Origin of the sequence: Kordia aestuariivivens (assembly GCF_014397005.1) — a bacterium.
GTDB classification, from domain to species: Bacteria; Bacteroidota; Bacteroidia; order Flavobacteriales; family Flavobacteriaceae; genus Kordia; species Kordia aestuariivivens.
In genome coordinates, this window is record NZ_JACGWS010000016.1 from 58,303 (window position 1) to 81,166 (window position 22,864).

A 22,864-nucleotide genomic window follows, 5' to 3' on the forward strand; every position below is an offset into this window, starting at 1 on the left:
TTCGCTCTTGCATTAAGCATAAGTGAACAACTTACCATATCACAACATGCGTATTGACAGTACTTTAGTAGACGTTTTGAAAAATGCCGCACAAGCACAAACTGGGATTACGTTTATTCGTTCATCTAATGACGAATTAACGTATTCATATCAGGAATTGCTCAGTAAGGCATTATATACACTTCAGAATCTTCAAGATTTTGGAGTGCAGTCTGGTGATGAAGTCATAATACAAGTAAATGATAACGCTGACTTCTTACAAGTTTTTTGGGCATGTATTCTTGGAAAAATAATTCCGGTTCCTGTGGCAATAGGAAGACAAGAAGGACACAAATACAAACTATACAATATTTGGAAAAAACTCAACAATCCTTTCTTAGTTTGGGATCAAGGATTATTGGAAAAAATGATTTCATACAAAAGTGATGAAATTACCGAAACTGCATATCAAAAAATTGCCAAAACGACATTATTTACGACGGATGCTGTTCTCGAAAAATCGCACGGAACTATAAATGATACGATACAATCTGAAGACATTGCGTATATTCAATTCTCGTCTGGCTCTACAGGAAATCCAAAAGGAGTTGTACTAACACACGCTAACTTAGTAGCGAATATTGTTGATATCGCAAATCGTTCAGAAATTACACAAACAGATCGTTCCTTAAGTTGGTTGCCTTTAACGCATGATATGGGACTAATATGTTTTCACTTATCATGTACGCTACGGAAAATTGAACAATTCCTGCTACCAACCACACTATTCATAAGAAGACCTTTACTTTGGATGGACAAAGCAAGCGAGCATAAAGCAAGCTTACTCTACTCTCCAAACTTTGGTTGTCAATACATACTATCCGCTGTTTCAACAGCAAAAAAACCAATCGATTGGAATCTTTCCAACGTACGAATCATGTACAATGGCGCGGAACCAATCTCGTGGAAACTGTGCAATCAGTTTCTAGAAGAAATGAGTCAATTTCAATTGGCTTCATCCATACTATATCCAGGTTACGGATTGGCAGAAGCATGTGTGGCAGTAACACTTCCAATCGTTGGAAACCCTTTCAAAAGTTACTTTGTAGATCGCGATCATTTAAAAATTGGAGATAAAATAGTAGAAGTAACAAACGGAAATACATCCAACAGTACCTCTTTCGTGGAAGTTGGAAGACCTTTAGCACAATGTGGTGTTCGCATCAGCAATGATCTTGACGAAGTACTTGACGATAAACACATTGGACACATTCAAATCAAAGGCGCAAATGTTACAGAAGGATATTACAACGATCCCGAAGTAAGTGCGGATTGCAAAACAAAAGATCACTGGCATAGAACAGGTGATTTAGGTTTTATGTATGATGGTGCTTTGATCATAACTGGACGTGCTAAAAACTTGATTATCATCAATGGACAAAATATTTATCCGCAAGATATTGAGGAAGTAATCTCTGAAAAACTGAATCTAAAGCCAGGAGTTGTTGTTGCGTGTAGTGCTCGAAAAGATGTAAATCATTCAGAAGAATTACTAATATTTGTGCAACAACGTCGTGTATCGGAAGAATTCATTCCTACCATATGGAATGTAAAACGTGAAGTGCTCAACGAATTAAACTTAGAAGTTCAGCAAGTAATTGCGGTGCGAAGCATTCCAAAAACAACAAGCGGAAAAGTACAGCACTATCAATTAGTGCAACAATATCTCAAAGGAGAGTACGAAGAACAAATTCAGACGATTGCTGAGTTAGAAAAAGAATTAATCCGCAAAGAAGACGAAAACGCAACTTCCTTAGAAGACAAGTTATGGTCAATTGCAAAAAACATACTTAAAAATGATACTCTAGAAGTTTCTCAAAACTTCTTTACAGATGGATTCAACAGTCTAAAAGCAACCGCATTACTATCAAGAATTCATCGACTTGGCTATCAAATATCAATAGAAACACTTTTCAAAAACGCGAGTGTAGCTGAATTAAGCGAATATCTAAAGAATGAAAAACGTGAACATGTAGCGCAAATTCAAGTTGCGGAAACAAAAGAAAACTATCCATTAACGCAAGGACAACAGCGGTTTTGGATGTTGCATCAATTCAATCAAAGTACGGCATCACACATTACAAGTGTTTCAAAAATTAAAGGGGAATTTCATCCAGAAGCTTTCGCAAAAGCAATGAAAACGATTGTCAATCGACATGACAGTTTACGAACAGTTTTCAAAACAAAAGCTGGCGAAGTCTATCAACAGATCATTCCAGCTATGAGTTTTGAATTTGAAGTTGGTGTGTTGGATTTCAGCAGTCAATTGGAGCCAGAAACATTAGCAAAATCACGCGCGTATGATGTTGCAAATAGCAGTTTTGATCTTTCAGAAGGACCTTTGCTTCGCGTGGAACTTATCAAAATATCAGAAGCACAGTACTATTTCACTTTCGTGATTCATCATATTATCAGCGATGGTTGGTCCATTGACATTATCAGCAAAGAGTTACAATCCTTATACAAATCATACAGTTTAGGAAGTGATTCAGCACTTGCACCACTTCGTTTGCAATACAAAGATTACGTAGCTTGGTATGCATCGTATGAATCCACAAGTTCGTATGAAGCTTCTCGCGCATATTGGTTAGATCGTTTTTCAGGCGAATTACCAACTTTAGAATTACCATTTTCACACAATAGTGGCGATGCATTATCTTTTTCAGGAGCATACTTACATCATACTTTTGACAACAACATAAGTAAAAAATTAAAAGAACTTTGCGCTTCACAGCAGGTAACTACGTTTACCGGAATCATGAGTGTGTTGAGCAGTTTATTCTATCAATTGACAGGAAACACCGATATGATTATCGGAACCGATACAGCAGGAAGAATTCATCAAGATTTAGAAAATCAAGTTGGATATTACTTGAACTTATTACCAATTCGAATTGATTTTTCAAGCGAAGACAGTTTTACAGAAGTATTAGCTTCAGTTCATGAACATTTATTGGCAGGTTACAGTCATCAATCCTATCCTTTTGATACGTTAATTTCAGAATTGGGATTACAGCGAAACATGGGGAAACTTCCTTTATTGGACGTTTTAGTATTATTCCAAAACTTTGAAAATGCACTAGGTTTTAATGATTTAATTGAAGATGTATCAATCACAAGTCAAACGATTGAAACACCTACAAGCCTCAATGATTTACTCTTAGAATTTAACGAAAAAGATGATTCATTAGCATTAACAGTTCGGTACAACACGGCAATATACAACGAAGCACAACTGACGGTTTTTATAGCATCTTTAGAAGAATTACTCGCAAAAATAGTTGCTGAACCAACAAAAGAAATAGGTAGTTACAATATACTTTCTGAATCAGAAACAGATACTATTCTAAACTTTAGCAAAGGAGAAATACAAAAATATAATTCTGAATCGATTATTGATTTATTCAGAACGCAAGTAGCAAAAACGCCGAATGCAAGATGCTTAACGTACGAAGGAGAAAGTCTTACGTATCAAGAAGTAGAAGCACGCTCTAATCAATTAGCAGATCAATTAGTAAAAGATTACGGCATAAAAAACGGAAGCTTTGTTGGATTAATGACAAATCGCGGATTTGACATGATCATCGGAATGTTGGGCGTCTTAAAATCGGGTGCAACGTATGTTCCAATTGACAGCGAATATCCTGTTGCACGAAAAAACTATCTCATAGAAGACAGCGGATTAGAAGTATTAATCATCAGCAAAGAAATTGAAGCAACAACGACAGTTTCAACACTAGAATTAAGTGTTTCTGAACTATCAACATACAATAGCAATTACAAAGCAATCAATCCAAACAAAGATAATGTAGCGTATTTGATGTACACATCTGGAACGACAGGGAAACCGAAAGGCGTAGCTGTGAGTCACGGTTCTATGTTAGATTATGTGGAAACATTCAAAAACTATTTTGAACTTACGGAAAACGATGTTGTCATTCAACAATCGTCTTTTTCGTTTGATACAAGCGTTGAAGAAATTTATCCAATTCTAAGTGTTGGTGGCAAATTAATCTTAACGCCTTCTGGCGGAAAAGATGTTGAAAAACTATTGGAACTCACTGAGAAGCATCGCGTAAGTGTACTAAGTAGTACGCCATTGGTGATACAAAGTTTAAACGAACTTATAGTAAACAATAACGTTCCATCACTACGAATTTTAATTAGTGGAGGAGACGCATTAAAATTAGAATACGTATCTAACTTCTCATCAAGAATCAAATTATACAATACGTACGGACCCACGGAAGGAACAGTTTGTACGAGTTATTACGAACTAACAAAATCAAGTGTTTCCAATTGTATTGGTTCGCCGATTGCAAACAGAAGTATTTTCATCTGTAATGAGAATTTAGCATTACAACCAACTTTTGTCATTGGAGAATTGTATTTAGGTGGAAAAGGAATCGCACTTGGTTATCACAATCAAGTAGAATTAACAAAAGAAAAATTCATTGAAAATCCTTATGGCGAAGGAACACTCTACAAAACAGGCGATTTAGGTTATTGGGATAACGAAGGAAACATTCACTTCATTGGTCGAAAAGATCATCAATTAAAAGTACGTGGCTATCGCGTAGAAACGATGGAAGTTGCGAACGCAATTCTTCAAGTCAAAGAAATTAATGACAGTCATGTTGTTGGATATGAATCTCATGGAATTCAACATTTAGTAGGATATTTTACAGGAAATTGTTCTGAAATCGCTTTGCGCGAATATCTACGTGGCGAATTACCCGATTATATGATTCCAACGTATTTAGTGGAGCTGGAATCTTTCCCGATGACGGCAAACGGAAAAATAGCGACAGACAAACTACCAGATCCAATCAGCGTAACCGAAAAGATATATCAAGAAGCAAGAAACGAAAGAGATGAAAAATTAATCGCGATTTGGAAAGCGGTTTTAAAAGTCGAAACCATTGGAATCACAGACAACTTTTTCGAGTTGGGCGGACATTCTTTAAAAGCAGTTCAAATCGCAAGTCGCATTCAACAAGAATTTTCAGTTGCTATCGGATTGAAGGAAATATTCATGTATCCAGAATTGCAAGAACAATCGGATATATTGGCAAAACTTGAAAAATCTAGTTACGAGGCAATTCCCGTGACAACGGTACAAGACGGATATCCATTATCATACGCACAACGCAGATTATGGTTTTTAGATCAACTAGAAATCGCAAAACAATCGTTCAACTTATGTTGGTTGTGTAACATCGAATTAGGAAACAAAGCATTCAATCCAACGGCTTTCGCAAAAGCAATGAAAACAATTGTCAATCGTCATGACAGTTTACGAACGGTTTTCAAAACAAAAGCAGGCGAAGTCTATCAACAAATCATTCCAGCAGCAACTTTTGAATTTGAAGTTGGGATCTTAGATTTTAGTAGTCAATCTGAACCAGAAATAGTAGCAAAATCACGCGCGTACGATGTGGCAAATAGCAGTTTTGATTTATCAGAAGGACCTTTGCTTCGCGTGGAACTTATCAAAATATCAGAAGCGCAGTACTACTTTATATTCGTGATTCATCATATTATCAGCGATGGTTGGTCCATTGATATTATCAGCAAAGAGTTACAATCCTTATACAAATCATACAGTTTAGGAAACGATTCAGCACTTGAGCCACTTCGTTTGCAATACAAAGATTACGTAGCTTGGTATGCATCGTATGAATCAACTGCTTCGTATGAAGCTTCTCGCGCATATTGGTTAGATCGTTTTTCAGGCGAATTACCAAGTTTAGAATTACCATTTTCACACAATAGCGGCGATGCATTATCTTTTTCAGGAGCATACTTGCATCATACTTTTGATACTACAACTTGTAAAAAACTAAAAGAACTTTGCGCTTCACATCAGGTAACTACGTTTACCGGAATCATGAGTGTGTTGAGCAGTTTATTCTATCAATTGACAGGAAACACCGATATGATTATCGGGACCGATACGGCAGGAAGAATTCATCAAGATTTAGAAAATCAAGTTGGATATTACTTGAACTTATTACCAATTCGAATTGATTTTTCAAGCGAAGACAGTTTTACAGAAGTATTAGCTTCAGTTCATGAACATTTATTGGCAGGTTACAGTCATCAATCCTATCCTTTTGATACGTTGATCTCAGAATTGGGATTGCAACGAAACATGGGGAAACTTCCGTTATTGGATGTTTTAGTGTTATTCCAAAACTTTGAAAATGCGCTAGGTTTTAATGATCTAATTGAAGATGTATCAATCACAAGTCAAACGATTGAAACACCTACAAGTCTCAATGATTTACTCTTAGAATTTAACGAAAAAGATGATTCATTAGCATTAACAGTTCGGTACAACACGGCAATATACAACGAAGCACAACTGACGGTTTTTATAGCATCTTTAGAAGAATTACTAACGAAAATAGTTGCTGAACCAACAAAAGAAATAGGTAGTTACAATATACTTTCTGAATCAGAAACAGATACTATTCTAAACTTTAGCAAAGGAGAAATACAAAAATATAATTCTGAATCGATTATTGATTTATTCAGAACGCAAGTAGCAAAAACGCCGAATGCAAGATGCTTAACGTACGAAGGAGAAAGTCTTACGTATCAAGAAGTAGAAGCACGCTCTAATCAATTAGCAGATCAATTAGTAACTGATTACGGAGTAAAAAATGGAAGCTTTGTTGGATTAATGACAAATCGCGGATTTGACATGATTATCGGAATGTTGGGCGTCTTAAAATCGGGTGCAACGTATGTTCCAATTGACAGCGAATATCCTGTTGCACGAAAAAACTATCTCATAGAAGACAGCGGATTAGAAGTATTAATCATCAGTAAAGGAATTGAAGCAACAACGACAGTTTCAACGCTAACGATAAACACATCTGAACTATCAACATACAATAGCAATTACCAAGGAATCAATCCAAACAAAGATGATGTAGCGTATTTAATATACACATCCGGAACAACAGGAAAACCAAAAGGTGTTGCTGTGAGTCACGGTTCTATGTTAGATTATATAGAAACATTCAAAAACTATTTTGAACTCACGGAAAACGATGTTGTCATGCAACAATCGTCTTTTTCGTTTGACACCAGTGTTGAAGAAATCTATCCAATTTTAAGTGTTGGAGGCGAATTAATCTTAACACCTTCTGGCGGAAAAGATGTTGAAAAACTATTGGAACTCACTGAGAAACATCACGTAAGTGTTTTAAGTAGTACGCCATTGGTGATACAAAGCTTAAACGAACTTATAGTAAACAAAAATATTCCGTCATTACGAATTTTAATTAGTGGAGGAGACGCATTAAAATTAGAATACGTATCTAACTTCTCATCAAGAATCAAATTATACAATACATACGGACCAACCGAAGGAACTATTTGTACGAGTTATTACGAACTAACAAAATCAAGTGTTTCCAATTGTATTGGTTCGCCGATTGCAAACAGAAGTATTTTCATCTGTAATGATGATTTAGCATTGCAACCAACTTTTGTCATTGGCGAATTGTATTTAGGTGGAAAAGGAATCGCACTTGGTTATCACAAGCAAACAGAATTAACCGCAGAACGCTTCATTGAAAATCCTTTCGGAGAAGGAACACTCTACAAAACAGGCGATTTAGGTTATTGGGATGCTTCAGGAAACATTCACTTCATCGGTCGAAAAGATCATCAATTAAAAGTACGTGGCTATCGCGTAGAAACGATGGAAGTTGCGAACGCAATTCTTCAAGTCAAAGAAATTAATGACAGTCATGTTGTTGGATATGAATCGCATGGAATTCAACACTTAGTAGGATATTTTACAGGAAATTGTTCTGAAATCGCTTTGCGCGAATATCTACGTGGCGAATTACCCGATTATATGATTCCAACGTATTTAGTGGAGCTGGAATCTTTCCCGATGACGGCAAACGGAAAAATAGCTACTAACAAATTACCAGATCCAATTCTGGCAACAGAAAAAACACATCAAGAAGCTAGAAACGAAAGAGATGAGAAATTAATCGCGATTTGGAAAACGGTTTTAAAAGTTGAAATCATTGGAATTACAGACAATTTCTTCGAGTTGGGCGGACATTCTTTAAAAGCAGTTCAAATCGCAAGTCGTATTCAACAAGAATTTTCAGTTGCTATCGGATTGAAGGAAATATTCATGTATCCAGAATTGCAAGAACAATCGGATATATTGGCAACGATGGAGAAATCGCTTTACGAGGCAATTCCCGTGACAACGGTACAAGATGGCTATCCATTATCATACGCACAACGCAGATTGTGGTTTTTAGATCAACTAAATGAAGCTTCGATTGCGTATAATATCACATTTGGACATTGGTTGCAAGGAACCTTAAATGTAGACGCATTATCATACGCTTTTACGCAACTAATAAAAAGACACGAAAGTTTACGAACTGTATTTCTTTGGAAAGACGAAACCGTTAAACAATATGTAAAAGCTTCTAGAACGGTTGATTTTTCAGTAGAATACATCAAATATTCAAGAAGTTCAAATGATGATAAAACTGTAGTTGATCACATTTTTGAAACCTATAATACACCTTTTGATTTATCGGAAGGGCCATTGCTAAAAGTGTATGCTATTCAACTAAAAGAAGACAAACATTTTCTTTTTATCAACATGCATCACATCATTGCTGATGAAACTTCGGTTCAACTATTAATTACAGAATTACAACAAGTATATAATGCTAAAATCAGTGGAAATCACGCAATATTGGACGAATTAAGAATTCAATATAAAGATTTCGCAGTATGGCAGCAAGCATCGAAAGTGCATGAAGAATCGGTTCACAAAACGTATTGGTTAGAAAAACTAGCGGGCGAAATAACGCCGTTAGATCTTCCGACCTGTTTCTCAAGAACCATACAACAAACGTTTGACGGAAAACGCATCAAACACACTTTTGGACAGGAAATAAGTAAAGACTTCCAAGCATTAGTTGAGCAAAACGATTCGTCACTATTTATGGGCGTATTGTCATTGGTCAAAACGCTTTTATATCGCTACACAGGAACGAAAGACGTTATTGTCGGAACTCCAATATCAGGAAGAGTGCATCCCGATTTAGAAAATCAAGTTGGATTTTACTTAAATACACTCGCGCTTCGCGATCAACTTTCGGGCGACATGAGTTATGAAACTTTATTAGCTCAGGTAAAAGAAACCTGTTTAGAAGCATATGAACATCAATCATATCCGTTTGATTTATTAGTAGAAGAATTAGATACTTCTCGAAACTTAAGTCGTTCACCATTATTTGATGTGATGGTTGTTTTGGAAGATATGGAACGCAATAACCATGAATCTTCCTTTTCAGATTTAACAATTTCAGGAGAATATGTAGATGAAGAAACGAGCAAATTTGACATTACATTCTACTTTAGCAAGCGTGATGATGAATTGCACCTTTCGGTAGAATATAACACGTCGTTATTCTCTGCTTCGCGCATTACGCGAATGGTTTCACACATAGAAGAATTAGTACGATTAGTAGTTTCGGCTCCGAAAACGAGTATTGGAACGTATGATTATTTATCAGAAAATGAACGTTCTCAAATTCTGTTAGATTTCAATAATACTGCGAAAGATTATCCGTTATCGGGAAGTTTCTTAACGAGATACGAACAATATGCTACAACAACTCCAGAAGCAATAGCGATCTACTTTGCAGATCGTGTGGTGAGTTATGGCGAATTAGATACTTCAGTGAATCAGCTTTCAAATTATTTAAAAGAGAATTACAACGTCAAGCAAGGCGATTGTGTTGGTTTACTAATGGATCGAAGCGAATGGATGCTGATTTCTATGTTGAGTATCTTGAAACTTGGCGGAATTTATTTGCCAATGGATAAAAGTTATCCAAACTCACGAATCAGTTACATACTAGAAGATGGTGGCGCTGACTTACTAATCTCAGATATCGCATACAACAATGAATCATCAGACATTAACATGATGATGCTACCAGAAAAAATAGAAGAACTATCAAATTATAACAGTGAATTAACTTCGGTTGCTGTTGATGAAAACGACTTGGCGTATATGATTTATACTTCAGGATCGACAGGAACACCAAAAGGAGTTAAAATAAAACACAGATCAGTTACCAATTTAATGTATACAATGGAACGTGAAGTTTCAGCAGTTGCATCAGATTCGTTATTGGCAGTTACTACGTATGCGTTTGATATGTCTGTGGTAGAATTATTCTTGCCGTTGCATGTTGGTGGAAGCGTCATTATTGCCTCGACCTCATCATTAAAATCGCCAGAAAAAATGATTGAGTTGTTCGACAAACACAATCCAACAATCATGCAAGCAACACCAGGTTTCTGGCAAATGCTAGTCGATGCAGGTTGGAAAGGAAGCGAAACAGTTCGTGTGATTACAGGTGGAGAAGCCTTGTCTTTATCCTTAGGACAATCGTTGATCAACTACTCACAAACGATTTGGAATATGTACGGTCCAACAGAGACTACAGTATATGCTACGTATAAAATGGTCAAAAAGACACAAGACATTCAATACATCGGTCGTCCCGTAGACAATGCACAATCGTACATTTTAGATGAAGATTTACAACTAGTACCAATTGGCGTGATTGGCACATTATACATGAGCGGTGCAGGAATCGCAGTTGGTTATCAAAATAAAGAAGAGCTGACACAAAAGCTATTCATAAAGCATCCGTACCAAGAAAATACAGTCATGTATAACACGGGAGATTTATGTAGTTGGAATGAAGAAGGAAGCATTAAATACTACGGACGAATTGACCATCAAATCAAAATTCGTGGGTACAGAATAGAATTTGAAGAAATTATATCAGCGATGTTGAGTTGCAAAGGAATTCAACAAAGTATTGTTATAGGAATAGAAATTAACGGCGAAAAACACTTAGCAGGTTATTATACAAGCGAAGGAATTGAAAATTCAGCACTTCGAACGCACTTGCTAGATTGTTTACCAGAATACATGATTCCAACATATTTAATTGGCTTGGAAACATTCCCGTTAACACCAAATGGAAAAATAGACAAGAGAGCTTTACCAAACCCTTCAGAAGAACTCGTCAGCGTATATGTAGCGCCAACCAATGAAACGGAACGCGCGTTAGTCGCAATTTGGGAAGAAATATTAGGTAAAGAACAAATCGGAATCAAAGATAACTTCTTTGAACTCGGTGGACATTCACTCAAAGGAATCCAGATTATTTCCAGAATCAAAAAAGAATTAGGAATTACATTGGAATTAAAAGAACTCTTCATTTCGCCAGTATTGACAGATGTTGCTTCAAAAATTTCGATCATTCAATGGGCAAAAAGCTCAAAAAATTCAGATGATACTATCATTAAAAAAGAGACCATAATATTATGAATGTATATTCATTTTTAGAAGAATTAAAATCTAAAGAGGTTGAATTAAATCTCAATGATGGAAAATTAGAAGTTCAAGCTCCTGAAGGAGTATTGACGGCTGATCTTGTGGAAAAATTAAAAAGCTACAAGGAAGAAATTATTGATTTATTAAAGCAACTTGGGAATGAAGAAAGTGTATCTGAAATTCCAGTAGCAGCAAAAAAAGAATACTATCCGCTCTCATTTTCTCAAAATAGATTGTGGGTTTTAGACCAATTTGACCAAGTTTCAACAGTTTTTAATGTAGCAATGCATTATTGGTTGAATGGTGCTATCGATGAAAAATTATTCGCGCAAGCATTTGAAATGTTAGTAGCACGACATGAAATTTTAAGAACACGTTTCGCATACAAAAATGAACAACCATTTCAACAAATTCTTGCAAATGAAAAAGAAGGAATTTCTTTTGAAACCTTAGACTATTCAAACAGCGAAAACCCAAAAGAACGTGCGGTAACAAAAGCAACAGCAGTTGCGGAATCAACATTCAAATTAGATACAGATCCGTTACTAAAAGTTGCATTTATAAAAGTTGATCACGAACGTTATTTTCTATCATTATGTATTCACCATATCATTTCTGACGAATGGTCTATGCATGTTTTAGTGAGAGATGTAATTGAAATATACAATGGCTTAAAAAGCGGAACAAACACAGAATTAACACCATTACGAATCCAATTTAAAGACTATGCAAGTTGGGAATTAGACAACATAAAAACCGAAAATAGAAGCAAAGACTATTGGTTGAAAAAGCTTGAAGGAACACTTCCGATCCTAGAACTAGCTTCGGATCACATTCGTCCTGCGATACAAACCTATAACGGAAATGAAGTTTCGTTTCAAATCTCAAAACAAAACAGTCAACAATTCCACAAACTACTAGAAGAAAACGGCGCGACCTTATTTATGGGAGTGATGTCGCTCGTGTATGCAGTACTTTACAGATATAGTGGTCAAAACGATATCATCCTCGGAACGCCAGTTTCAGGACGAACGCATGCGGATTTAGAAGATCAAATTGGGTTTTATATCAATACCTTGGCTTTGCGCCAGAATATACACGGAGTTTCAGATTTCACGGCACTATTAAACGATGTCAAAAAGAACATTTTAGACGGTTATCAACATCAATCGTATCCGTTTGATTTATTAGTGGATGAATTAGTCGTACAACGCGATCCGTCAAGAGCACCACTATTTGATGTGATGGTTGTTGTGGAAGATAATGTAAAAGACACGATCACTAAATTTGATGGCATTACGATTGAAGAAGCACGTTTAGAAAAAACATTAAGCAAATACGATCTTACGTTTTGGTTCAAGGAAAGTGCTGAAGGCGAAATCGCTGTTCACATAGAATACAATACAGACATTTATGGTGATGACCGAATGAAACGCTTAGGTGATCATTTAGGGAAATTGTTAGAAAGTGTCGTTGCAAACAGTACAATTTCGTTAGATAAATTACCACTGATAGAAGCTGAAGAGCGAACGGTTTTACTCAATAACTACCAAGGCGAAGTCGTTTCACAAGCAACTGAAACAACCTTAGTTTCACTATTTGAAGCGCAAGTAAACTCAAGTGGAAATGCGGAAGCTTTACAGTATGAAGATACAACACTAAGCTATCAAGAATTAGAAGAACGTTCCAATCAATTTGCACAGTACTTACTAGCCAAACACAACATACAAAAAGGCAGTATTGTCGGAATCATTCAAGATCGCAGTGAAAATCTACTCATCAGTATTTTAGGAATCCTAAAAGCTGGTGGCGCGTATTTACCAATAGACAAGAATTATCCTTCAGATCGTATTGAATATATGTTAACTGACGGAAATGTTTCTTTAGTTATTAGCGATTCAGAAATAACAAACTCAGTTGAAAATATCAACATTGTTGCACTACAAGAAGAATTACAAAATCACCCAACAACAAAACCAGCAATCTCTCTTAACGGAGAAGAGGTAGCTTATGTTATCTACACTTCTGGATCAACCGGAAGACCAAAAGGTGTACAAATAAAACACAGTTCAGTTGTCAATTACTTAGATTGGGCAAACGAGAACTATTACGGAAACGAAGCAAACTATCCAAGTTGTTTATTTACTTCGTTATCATTCGATTTAACAGTGACAAGTTTATGGAGCGGATTACTTCGCGGAGACGTATTAAACATTGTTTCTTCTGAAGAAGATGATTTAACGGCGTTGCAAAAAGTATTCACGAACGAATCGATTAAAACTGTAAAACTAACGCCTTCGCACATTCAAGTATTGGCAGGTTTAGATATTTCAAGCACAAACATTGCAGTCGCAATTGTTGGTGGAGAAGCGTTGACAGCAAATCATGTTTCCATTCTAAAAGGATTAAATCCTGAAATGAAAATCTACAATGAATACGGTCCAACAGAAACAACAGTTGGTTGTAGTGTCGCGTTAGTGGAAGATATAAATGCAATTACGATTGGTCGCCCAATACAAAACACTACATTATATGTATTAGACAAAAACCATGAATTGGTGCCAATTGGAGTTCAAGGCGAATTATATGTTGGCGGTTCAGGAGTTTTCAAAGGGTATATCGGAAAAGAAGATTTAACAGTAGAAAGAACACTATCAAATCCATTCGGAGAAGGAACATTATACAAAACTGGCGATATCGTAAGTTGGGATAGTGAAGGAAACTTGCACTATCACGGACGAAAAGATGATCAAGTAAAAATACAAGGACATCGAATTGAACTAGGTGAACTAAGTGGAATCTTATCGCAAAGCGACTTAGTTTCACAATTTGAAATCCTGACTGTTTCAGACGAATCCGCAGCTTCTTTAGTTGTGTATTACATTGGTTCAGAAGAAATTTCAAGTGAAATAAAAGCCTATTTTGAAGCACAATTACCAGCGTATATGGTACCAAGTTATTATGTTGGATTGGATGAATTTCCATTGACATCCAACGGAAAACTTGACAAATCAAAGTTACCATCACCGCAAGGAGTTTCAACCAAAACATACATCGCACCAGAAACTGAGACAGAAAAACTGTTAGCAGAAATCTGGTCAGAATTATTATTAGTTCCGCAAGTTGGAAAAGAAGATAACTTCTTCGAATTAGGTGGAAATTCGTTAAAAGCAGTTCAGCTCATCGGAAGATTGAAAAAAGAAGCTTCACTGAAAATAAGCATGGAAGCTATCTTTAGAAATCCAATCTTAAAAAACCTTGCAGCAAACGCAACAAAAGTACATTCCGATGAAATCGTAAGCATTCCAAAAGTCCGAACACAAGAAGATTACGAACTTTCAAGAGCACAACATCGAACTTGGCTACAAGTCCAAAGAGATCCAAAAGCATTAACGTTTAATATCTTCAACAGATATCAATTAAAAGGAATTCTCAATCGTGAAGCATTAGAAAAAGCGTTTAATGCGGTGATAAATCGTCATGAAAGTTTACGAACGATCATTACGTTAAAAGGTGTGGAGCCGCGTCAGGTAATTTTATCAAACGAAGATTATAACTTTTCTATCGCATACAAAAACGCTTCAAATCGCGCTGAAATTATAGCGGAATTCTCAAATCATATTTTTGACCTCAGCAAAGGACCACTTTTCCAAGTAACCATTTTAGAGAACAATGAGAGCGATCATGAATTACTATTTTCGATGCATCATATCATTTCTGACGAATGGTCGGAGCAAGTATTGGTACACGATTTAATTCGTTATTACAACGGTTATGTTGCTGGTGACGAAGTTTCTTTAGAAGCATTACCAATTCAATACAAAGATTATGCAGCTTGGCAATCGTCTTGGGTTGGAAGTGATGAATTCAAAACATCAGGTGACTACTGGAAATCACATCTAGCGGATGCGCCACGAATAGAATTAGGATCCGATCGTCCGCGACCAGAAGTCATGACGCATGAAGGTTCGCAAAACCACTTTCGTTTCTCAAAAGAAACAAGTGACGGTTTAAAAAAATTATGTTCAGAACTTGGATGTACGTTATTTATGGGCGTGAGTTCATTAGTATATGCATTATTATACAGATATACTGGACAATCAGATATTACTTTAGGAACGCCAGTTGCAGGAAGAGATCACGCAGATTTAGAAAATCAAATTGGGTTATTCTTAAACACCTTGGCATTGCGCGCAGAATTTAGCGGAGAAGACAGTTTCAAAGAATTAGTAGCGCATGTAAAAGAATTGAGTATTGCTGGATTCAATCATCAAACCTATCCGTTTGATTTATTGGCGGAAGAATTAGAAGTAGATTTAGCCATAAACCGTTCGCCATTATTTGATGTGGTTGTGATTTTACAAAACGTAGAATTACAATTTATCGATGCGTTGCAAATGGAAGGTTTAGAAATCGAAGCTGCCAATGAAGAACTCAAAATTAGTAAAGGAGATATCCGTTTTCAATTCATTGATCGCGAAGATTATATAGAAGGAAGTATTGAATACAGTACGGATTTATACGATACTGATCGCATCACGCGTATGGTAAGTCACTTGGATAATTTGTTGTTAGAAGTCATTTCAACACCAGATGCATCGATGAAAGAATTGACGTATTTAGGTGAAGAAGAGCAATCGTCAACGGATTGGTTTTCAAAATCAATACCAGAAGCGAAACCTGAATACATTCACAAATCATTTGAGAAAATTGCCGCACTATATCCTGAAAAGACCGCATTAGTAGAAGCTAGCGGAAGTACAAGTTACAAAGCATTAAACTCATTCTCGAATCAACTTATTGGTTTACTCGTCGACCTCGGATTATCAGCAGAAAATGCGGTTGGTGTTTTAGTACCTAGCGGAAAAGAACTCGTGGGAAGTTTATTGGCTTGTTTAAAAACAGGAATCACGTATGTTCCATTATCGAATAGTTTTTCGCTAGCGCGAATGCAGCAGGCAGTTTCAGAAACGTTAATGCAAGTGTTAATAACTGATGATGAATCTTGGACGGAATTTCAATCGAAAAATATTGAACATAAATTTAGTCATGTATTCGTATTTAAAGCATCAGGATCTTCATTATTGGGTGATTTAGGATTGGGGAATTCAGATTTAATCTCACTAGAAGAAACAAGTTTAGAAGTATATACAGTAAATGGTTCTGGTAATTACGAACTATCAAACCATAACATAGAAAGTTACAGCAAAGAAAATCTTTCAGTAGAATATCCAAAAGACAATAGTAGTTATGTTTTCTACAGTTCTGGAACGACAGGAAAATCGAAAGCAATTGTCGGAAACCAAGAAAGTATTTCACACTATATCAATTGGCATAAAAATACATTCGAGTTTAACACAGAAACGCGCATAAGTCAAATTGCATCCGTAACGTTTGATGCAAGTTTGAAAGATATCTTAACGAGTCTCATCTCAGGAAGTTGTTTATGCATTCCAAATGCAAAGACGAAAGAAAACATGTTGCTTTTAGGAACTTGGCTTTCAGAAGAAAAAGTCACCATCTTACAAACGGTTCCATCACTTTTTAGATTACTTACGAATAATTTACAAGAGCAAAACCTGTCATTAACAGCTTTAAAAGAAGTTGTCTTAGCAGGAGAAAAATTATACGGACGCGATGTTGAATTATGGCGTTCGATTTCAGGACACACAGCTCGAATGAGCAATTTATACGGACTGACAGAATCAACAGTGCTGAAAAGTTGTTATCACATTCCGAATGAAGAACTTGAAGCAGGAACGGTTTTATCTGTTGGAAAAGCAATTGATAACAGTATGATTGCTGTGATAAACGACAGTGGACTGAGCATGTGGGGAGAAATTGGTGAAGTCTACATCAAAAGTCCTTATGTTACGAAAGGTTATTTAGACAAAGAATTAACAGCAAATTTATTTGTTCAGAATCCATTAGTAGGCAATCGAGAAGATTTAGTTTGTAAAACAGGTGATATTGGTCGTTATGATAGTGAAGGAAACTTAGAAATTCTTGGAAGAATTGACGATCAAATCAAATTGCATGGAGTGAGAGTTGAACTCGATGGAATTCGTAGTTCATTATTAAACCTAGAAAATATTGGTCAAGTTGAATTAATTGTTCACAATGACACTACTGTAGATTCACTACTTTGCTATTACAGCGGACAGGAATACAGCGCAAGCGAATTACGTTCACTCTTATCCGCAAATTTAGACAGAAGTAGCATTCCTGATTACTTCATGCACTTGGAAGAATTTCCACTAACCTTAAACGGAAAAGTAGACAAACGTGCACTTCCAAAACCATCAGAATTACTGAGAGGAAGCAACTATCAAGCACCGAAAGGAGCAATAGAAGAATCACTAAGCACAATTTGGTCAGAATTATTAAGTGTTCCACAAAAAAGTATTGGACGAACAGATTCGTTTTTCGATTTAGGTGGTTCGTCTTTAAAAGCGATTCAGTTAATATCGAGAGTTTACAAAATACATGAAGTACAGTTAAGCATTGGCGAAATTTTCAATCATTCAGAATTAAAAGGACAAGCTTCTTTAATCTCAGAATCTAAAGGAGAAACGTATAGTTCCATTGAAAAAGTAGCGGAACAAGAAGACTATGAACTTTCACATGCGCAACGCCGAACTTGGTTAATTGAACAACAAATAGAAGGCGTTTCACCATTCAACGGAATGGAAATCTATCGATTAAAAGGAAACTTAGACATTGATGCGTTAACGAAATCTTTCACCAAACTAATAGATCGTCACGAAAGTTTACGAACCATCATTACCATAAAAGATGGAACACCGCGACAAAAAATACTAAAAAATAGTGAAGTTGTTGTAGACATTGAAACCGTTGACATCAGGGCAACACCAGAACAACGAAATACATTCGTAACCGAATTACGACAAGCACGTTTTGACTTAAGTCAATGGCCACTATTCAGAATCAAAGTACTCTCTTACGGAGACAATGTATACGATTTAGTCTTTATAGATCATCACATTATTTCAGACGAATGGTCCATGCAAATCTTAGTACACGATTTGGTGAACTACTACAACGGATTCATCACAGGCAAAGAAACACCATTGGAAGCATTACCAATTCAGTACAAAGATTATGCAGCTTGGCAATCTTCTTGGGTTGGAAGCGATGAATTTAAAGCATCAGGTGCGTATTGGAAATCACATTTAGCAGATGCACCAAGAATAGAATTGGCATCCGATCGTCCACGACCGGAAGTCATGAGTCATCAAGGTTCGCAACATCATTTCTCTTTCTCAAAAGAAACAAGCGAACGCTTAAAAGAATTGTGTACTGAACTCGGTTGTACTTTATTTATGGGCGTGAGTTCGTTAGTGTATGCATTATTATACAGATATACAGGACAATCAGACATTACACTCGGAACGCCAGTTGCAGGAAGAGATCATGCAGATTTAGAAAATCAAATTGGATTATTCCTAAATGCGTTGGCACTGAGAGCACAATTCAGTGGCGAAGACAGTTTCAAAGAATTAGTAGCACATGTAAAAGAAGTTAGTGTTGCAGGATTCAATCATCAAACCTATCCGTTTGATTTACTCGCGGAAGAATTAGAAGAGAATCTTGCCAAAAACCGTTCACCATTATTTGACGTCGTTGTAATTTTACAAAATGTAGAATTAGAATTTATAGATGCATTGCAAATGGAAGGTTTAGACGTTTCAACTGCCAATGAAGAATTACAAATCAGTAAAGGTGATCTTCGTTTTCAATTTATCGATCGTGACGATTGTATAGAAGGAAGCATCGAATACAGTACTGATTTATATGATGCAGACAGAATCACGCGTATGGTAAGTCACTTAGATAACTTACTCTTAGAAGTTATTTCGACACCAGATGCTGCCATGAAAGAATTGACGTATTTGGGTGAAGAAGAACAATCGTCAACGAATTGGTTTGAAAAGCCAATCCAAAAAGTGCAACCACAATACATTCACAAATCGTTTGAAGCAATTGTGGATTTATATCCGAAAAACAAAGCAATCGTTTTTGAAGATGAATCGCATACGTATGAAGAAATTAATGGACTAAGTAACCAAATTGGACACTTATTAATTGACCTCAACATCCAAACGGAACATGCGGTTGGTGTTTTAGTATTGAGTGGGAAAGAACTCGTGGGAAGTTTGCTATCGTGTTTCAAAACAGGAAGTACGTATGTTCCATTATCGAATAGTTTTTCGCTTTCGCGAATGCAGCAGGCAGTTTTAGAAACTTCCATGAAAGTGTTGATTACCGATTCAGAATCTTGGACGGCATTTCAATCGAAGAATATTGAACATACTCTTGAATACGTATTTGTATTTAAAATAGCAAATTCGTCATTATTGGGCGATTTACAACTAGGTAATTCAGATTTAATCGCACTCGAAAAAACAAGCTTAGAAGTATATAAAGTAAATGATTCAGGTAACTATGAACTTTCAAACCATAATTTAGACAGTTATAGCACAGCCAATCTTTTGGTTGAATATCCAATAGATAACAGCAGTTATGTTTTCTACAGTTCTGGAACAACTGGAAAATCGAAAGCAATTGTCGGAAACCAGGAAAGTATTTCACACTATGTAAATTGGCATAAAAACACATTCGGATTTAACACTGAAACGCGTATAAGTCAAATTGCGTCGGTAACATTTGATGCAAGTTTAAAAGATATCTTAACGAGTCTCATCTCAGGAAGTTGTTTATGCATTCCAAATGCGAAGACGAAAGAAAACATGGTGCTTTTAGGAAGTTGGTTATCAGAAGAGAAAATAACGATTCTACAAACAGTTCCATCACTTTTCAGGTTACTAACGAATAATTTACAAGAACAAAACATAGCGCTAACTGCTTTAAAAGAAGTTGTCTTAGCAGGAGAAAAATTATACGGACGCGATGTTGAATTATGGCGATCAATTTCAGGGCATTCTGCTCGCATGAGTAATTTATACGGACTGACAGAATCAACAGTGCTAAAAAGTTGTTACCACATTCCAAATGAAGAACTTGAAGCAGGAACGGTTTTATCTGTTGGAAAAGCAATTGATAATAGCATGATTGCTGTCATAAACGATAGCGGATTGAGCATGTGGGGAGAAATTGGTGAAGTCTATATCAAAAGTCCATATTTTACAAAAGGTTATTTAGACAAAGAATTGACGGCTAATTTATTTGTTCAGAATCCATTAGTGACGGATCGTGAAGATTTGGTTTGCAAAACTGGCGATATCGGTCGCTACGATAGTGAAGGAAACTTAGAAATTCTTGGACGAATTGACGATCAAATCAAGTTGCATGGCGTTCGAGTTGAACTCGATGGAATTCGTAGTTCCCTTTTAAACCTTGAAAATATCGGTCAAGTAGAACTCATTGTTCACAATGACACTACTGTAGATTCACTACTTTGCTATTACAGCGGACAGGAATACAGCGCAAGCGAATTACGTTCACTCTTATCCGCGAATTTAGATCGTAGCAGCATTCCAGATTATTTCATGCATCTGGAAGAATTTCCATTGACACTAAACGGAAAAGTAGACAAACGCGCATTGCCAAAACCATCAGACTTACTCAAAGGCAGTAACTATGAAGCACCAAAAGGAGCCATCGAAGAATCGTTGAGCGCAATATGGTCAGAATTATTAAGTGTTCCACAAAAAAGTATTGGGCGGACAGATTCGTTCTTCGATTTAGGTGGTTCATCTTTAAAAGCAATTCAATTAATTTCAAGAGTTTATAAAAAACACGAAGTACAACTAAGTATTGGCGCAATTTTCAATCATTCAGAATTGCAATCACAAGCATCTTTAATAACCGAATCGAAAGGCGAATCAAGTTATGAATCCATTACTAAAGTAGTGGCACAAGAAGATTACGCACTTTCGCATGCACAACGCAGAACATGGTTGATTGAAGAACAAATAGAAGGCGTTTCACCATTCAACGGAATGCAAATCTATCGTTTAGAAGGAAAATTAGACATTGATGCGTTGACAAAATCATTTACACAATTAATAGATCGTCACGAAAGTTTACGAACCATTATCACCATAAAAGATGGCGTACCACGACAAAAAATACTAAAAAACAGTGAAGTTGCCGTTGACATTGAAACGATTGATATCAGTGCAGATCCAGCACAGAGAAACCAACTCGTTACCGAATTGCGACAAGCACGTTTTGACTTAAGTCAATGGCCACTATTTAGAATAAAATTACTTTTCTACGGGGAAAATGTATACGATCTAGTCTTTATAGATCATCATATTATCTCGGATGAATGGTCCATGCAAATCTTAGTGCGCGATCTTGTAAACTATTACAATGGTTATATCCTTGGCGAAGAAGTTTCTTCAGAAGCCTTACCAATTCAATACAAAGATTACGCCGCTTGGCAAGCATCGTGGGTTGGAACTGATGAATATAATGCATCAGGCGCGTATTGGAAAACGCATCTTTCAGAAGCACCACGAATAGAATTAGCGTCCGATCGTCCGCGACCCGAAGTCATGACCAATAAAGGTTCGCAATATCATTTTTCATTCTCAAAAGAAGTAAGTAATGGCTTAAAAGAATTATGTACAGAATCTGGTTGTACGTTATTCATGGGCGTGAGTTCATTAGTCTATGCATTGTTATTCAGATATACGGGACAATCAGACATTACGTTAGGAACACCAGTAGCGGGAAGAGATCATGCAGATTTAGAGAATCAAATTGGATTGTACTTAAACACATTGGCATTACGCGCAAAATTCAGCGGAGACGATAATTTCAAAGAATTATTAGCAAACGTAAAAGAGTTGAGTGTTGCTGGATTCAACCATCAAACGTATCCGTTTGATCTATTGGCAGAAGAATTAGAAGTAAATCTCGCTAAAAATCGTTCGCCATTATTTGATGTCGTTGTAATTCTACAAAACATAGAATTAGAATTCATGGACACCTTAGAAATGGAAGGTTTAAAAGTCGCATCTGACACGGAAGAACTCATGATTAGCAAAGGCGATTTGCGTTTTCAATTCATCGATAGAGAAGATCAAATAGAAGTAAGCATCGAATACAGTACCGATTTATACGATAACGATCGCATCATGCGTATGGCGACAGATATTCACAATTTACTATCGGGCATTCTAAAAAATACAACCACTAAAATTCGAAAATTAGACTTTCTATCCGAAATACAAACCAAAAAAATAGCTGCAAAACGGGCAAGTTTTGCAGATGATTTATCGGAAGATTATTAAAAACAACAAACAAACCAATATCTATACAGTATAGGAACTTCTGAAAATCTTTAGGAAGAACCAACATCACCGATTCATATTTAGTAGCACACGCTAAAAAAAAATTTTTCAGTAAAAAACC

The 22,864-nt window shown here is 36.2% G+C and carries 2 protein-coding genes; both read left to right on the forward strand.

Translation table 11 applies throughout. The features are described 5' to 3' along the window. Positions 1-22 precede the first annotated feature (22 nt). Positions 23-11,452, forward strand: a complete 11,430-nt coding sequence (locus H2O64_RS20560) for a non-ribosomal peptide synthetase (protein WP_187564121.1) — start codon at positions 23-25, stop codon at positions 11,450-11,452. Further along, positions 11,449-22,743, forward strand: coding sequence for a non-ribosomal peptide synthetase (locus H2O64_RS20565; protein WP_187564122.1), 11,295 nt, complete (start codon positions 11,449-11,451; stop codon positions 22,741-22,743). The genes H2O64_RS20560 and H2O64_RS20565 overlap by 4 nt, the downstream gene beginning before the upstream one ends. Positions 22,744-22,864: the final 121 nt, after the last annotated feature.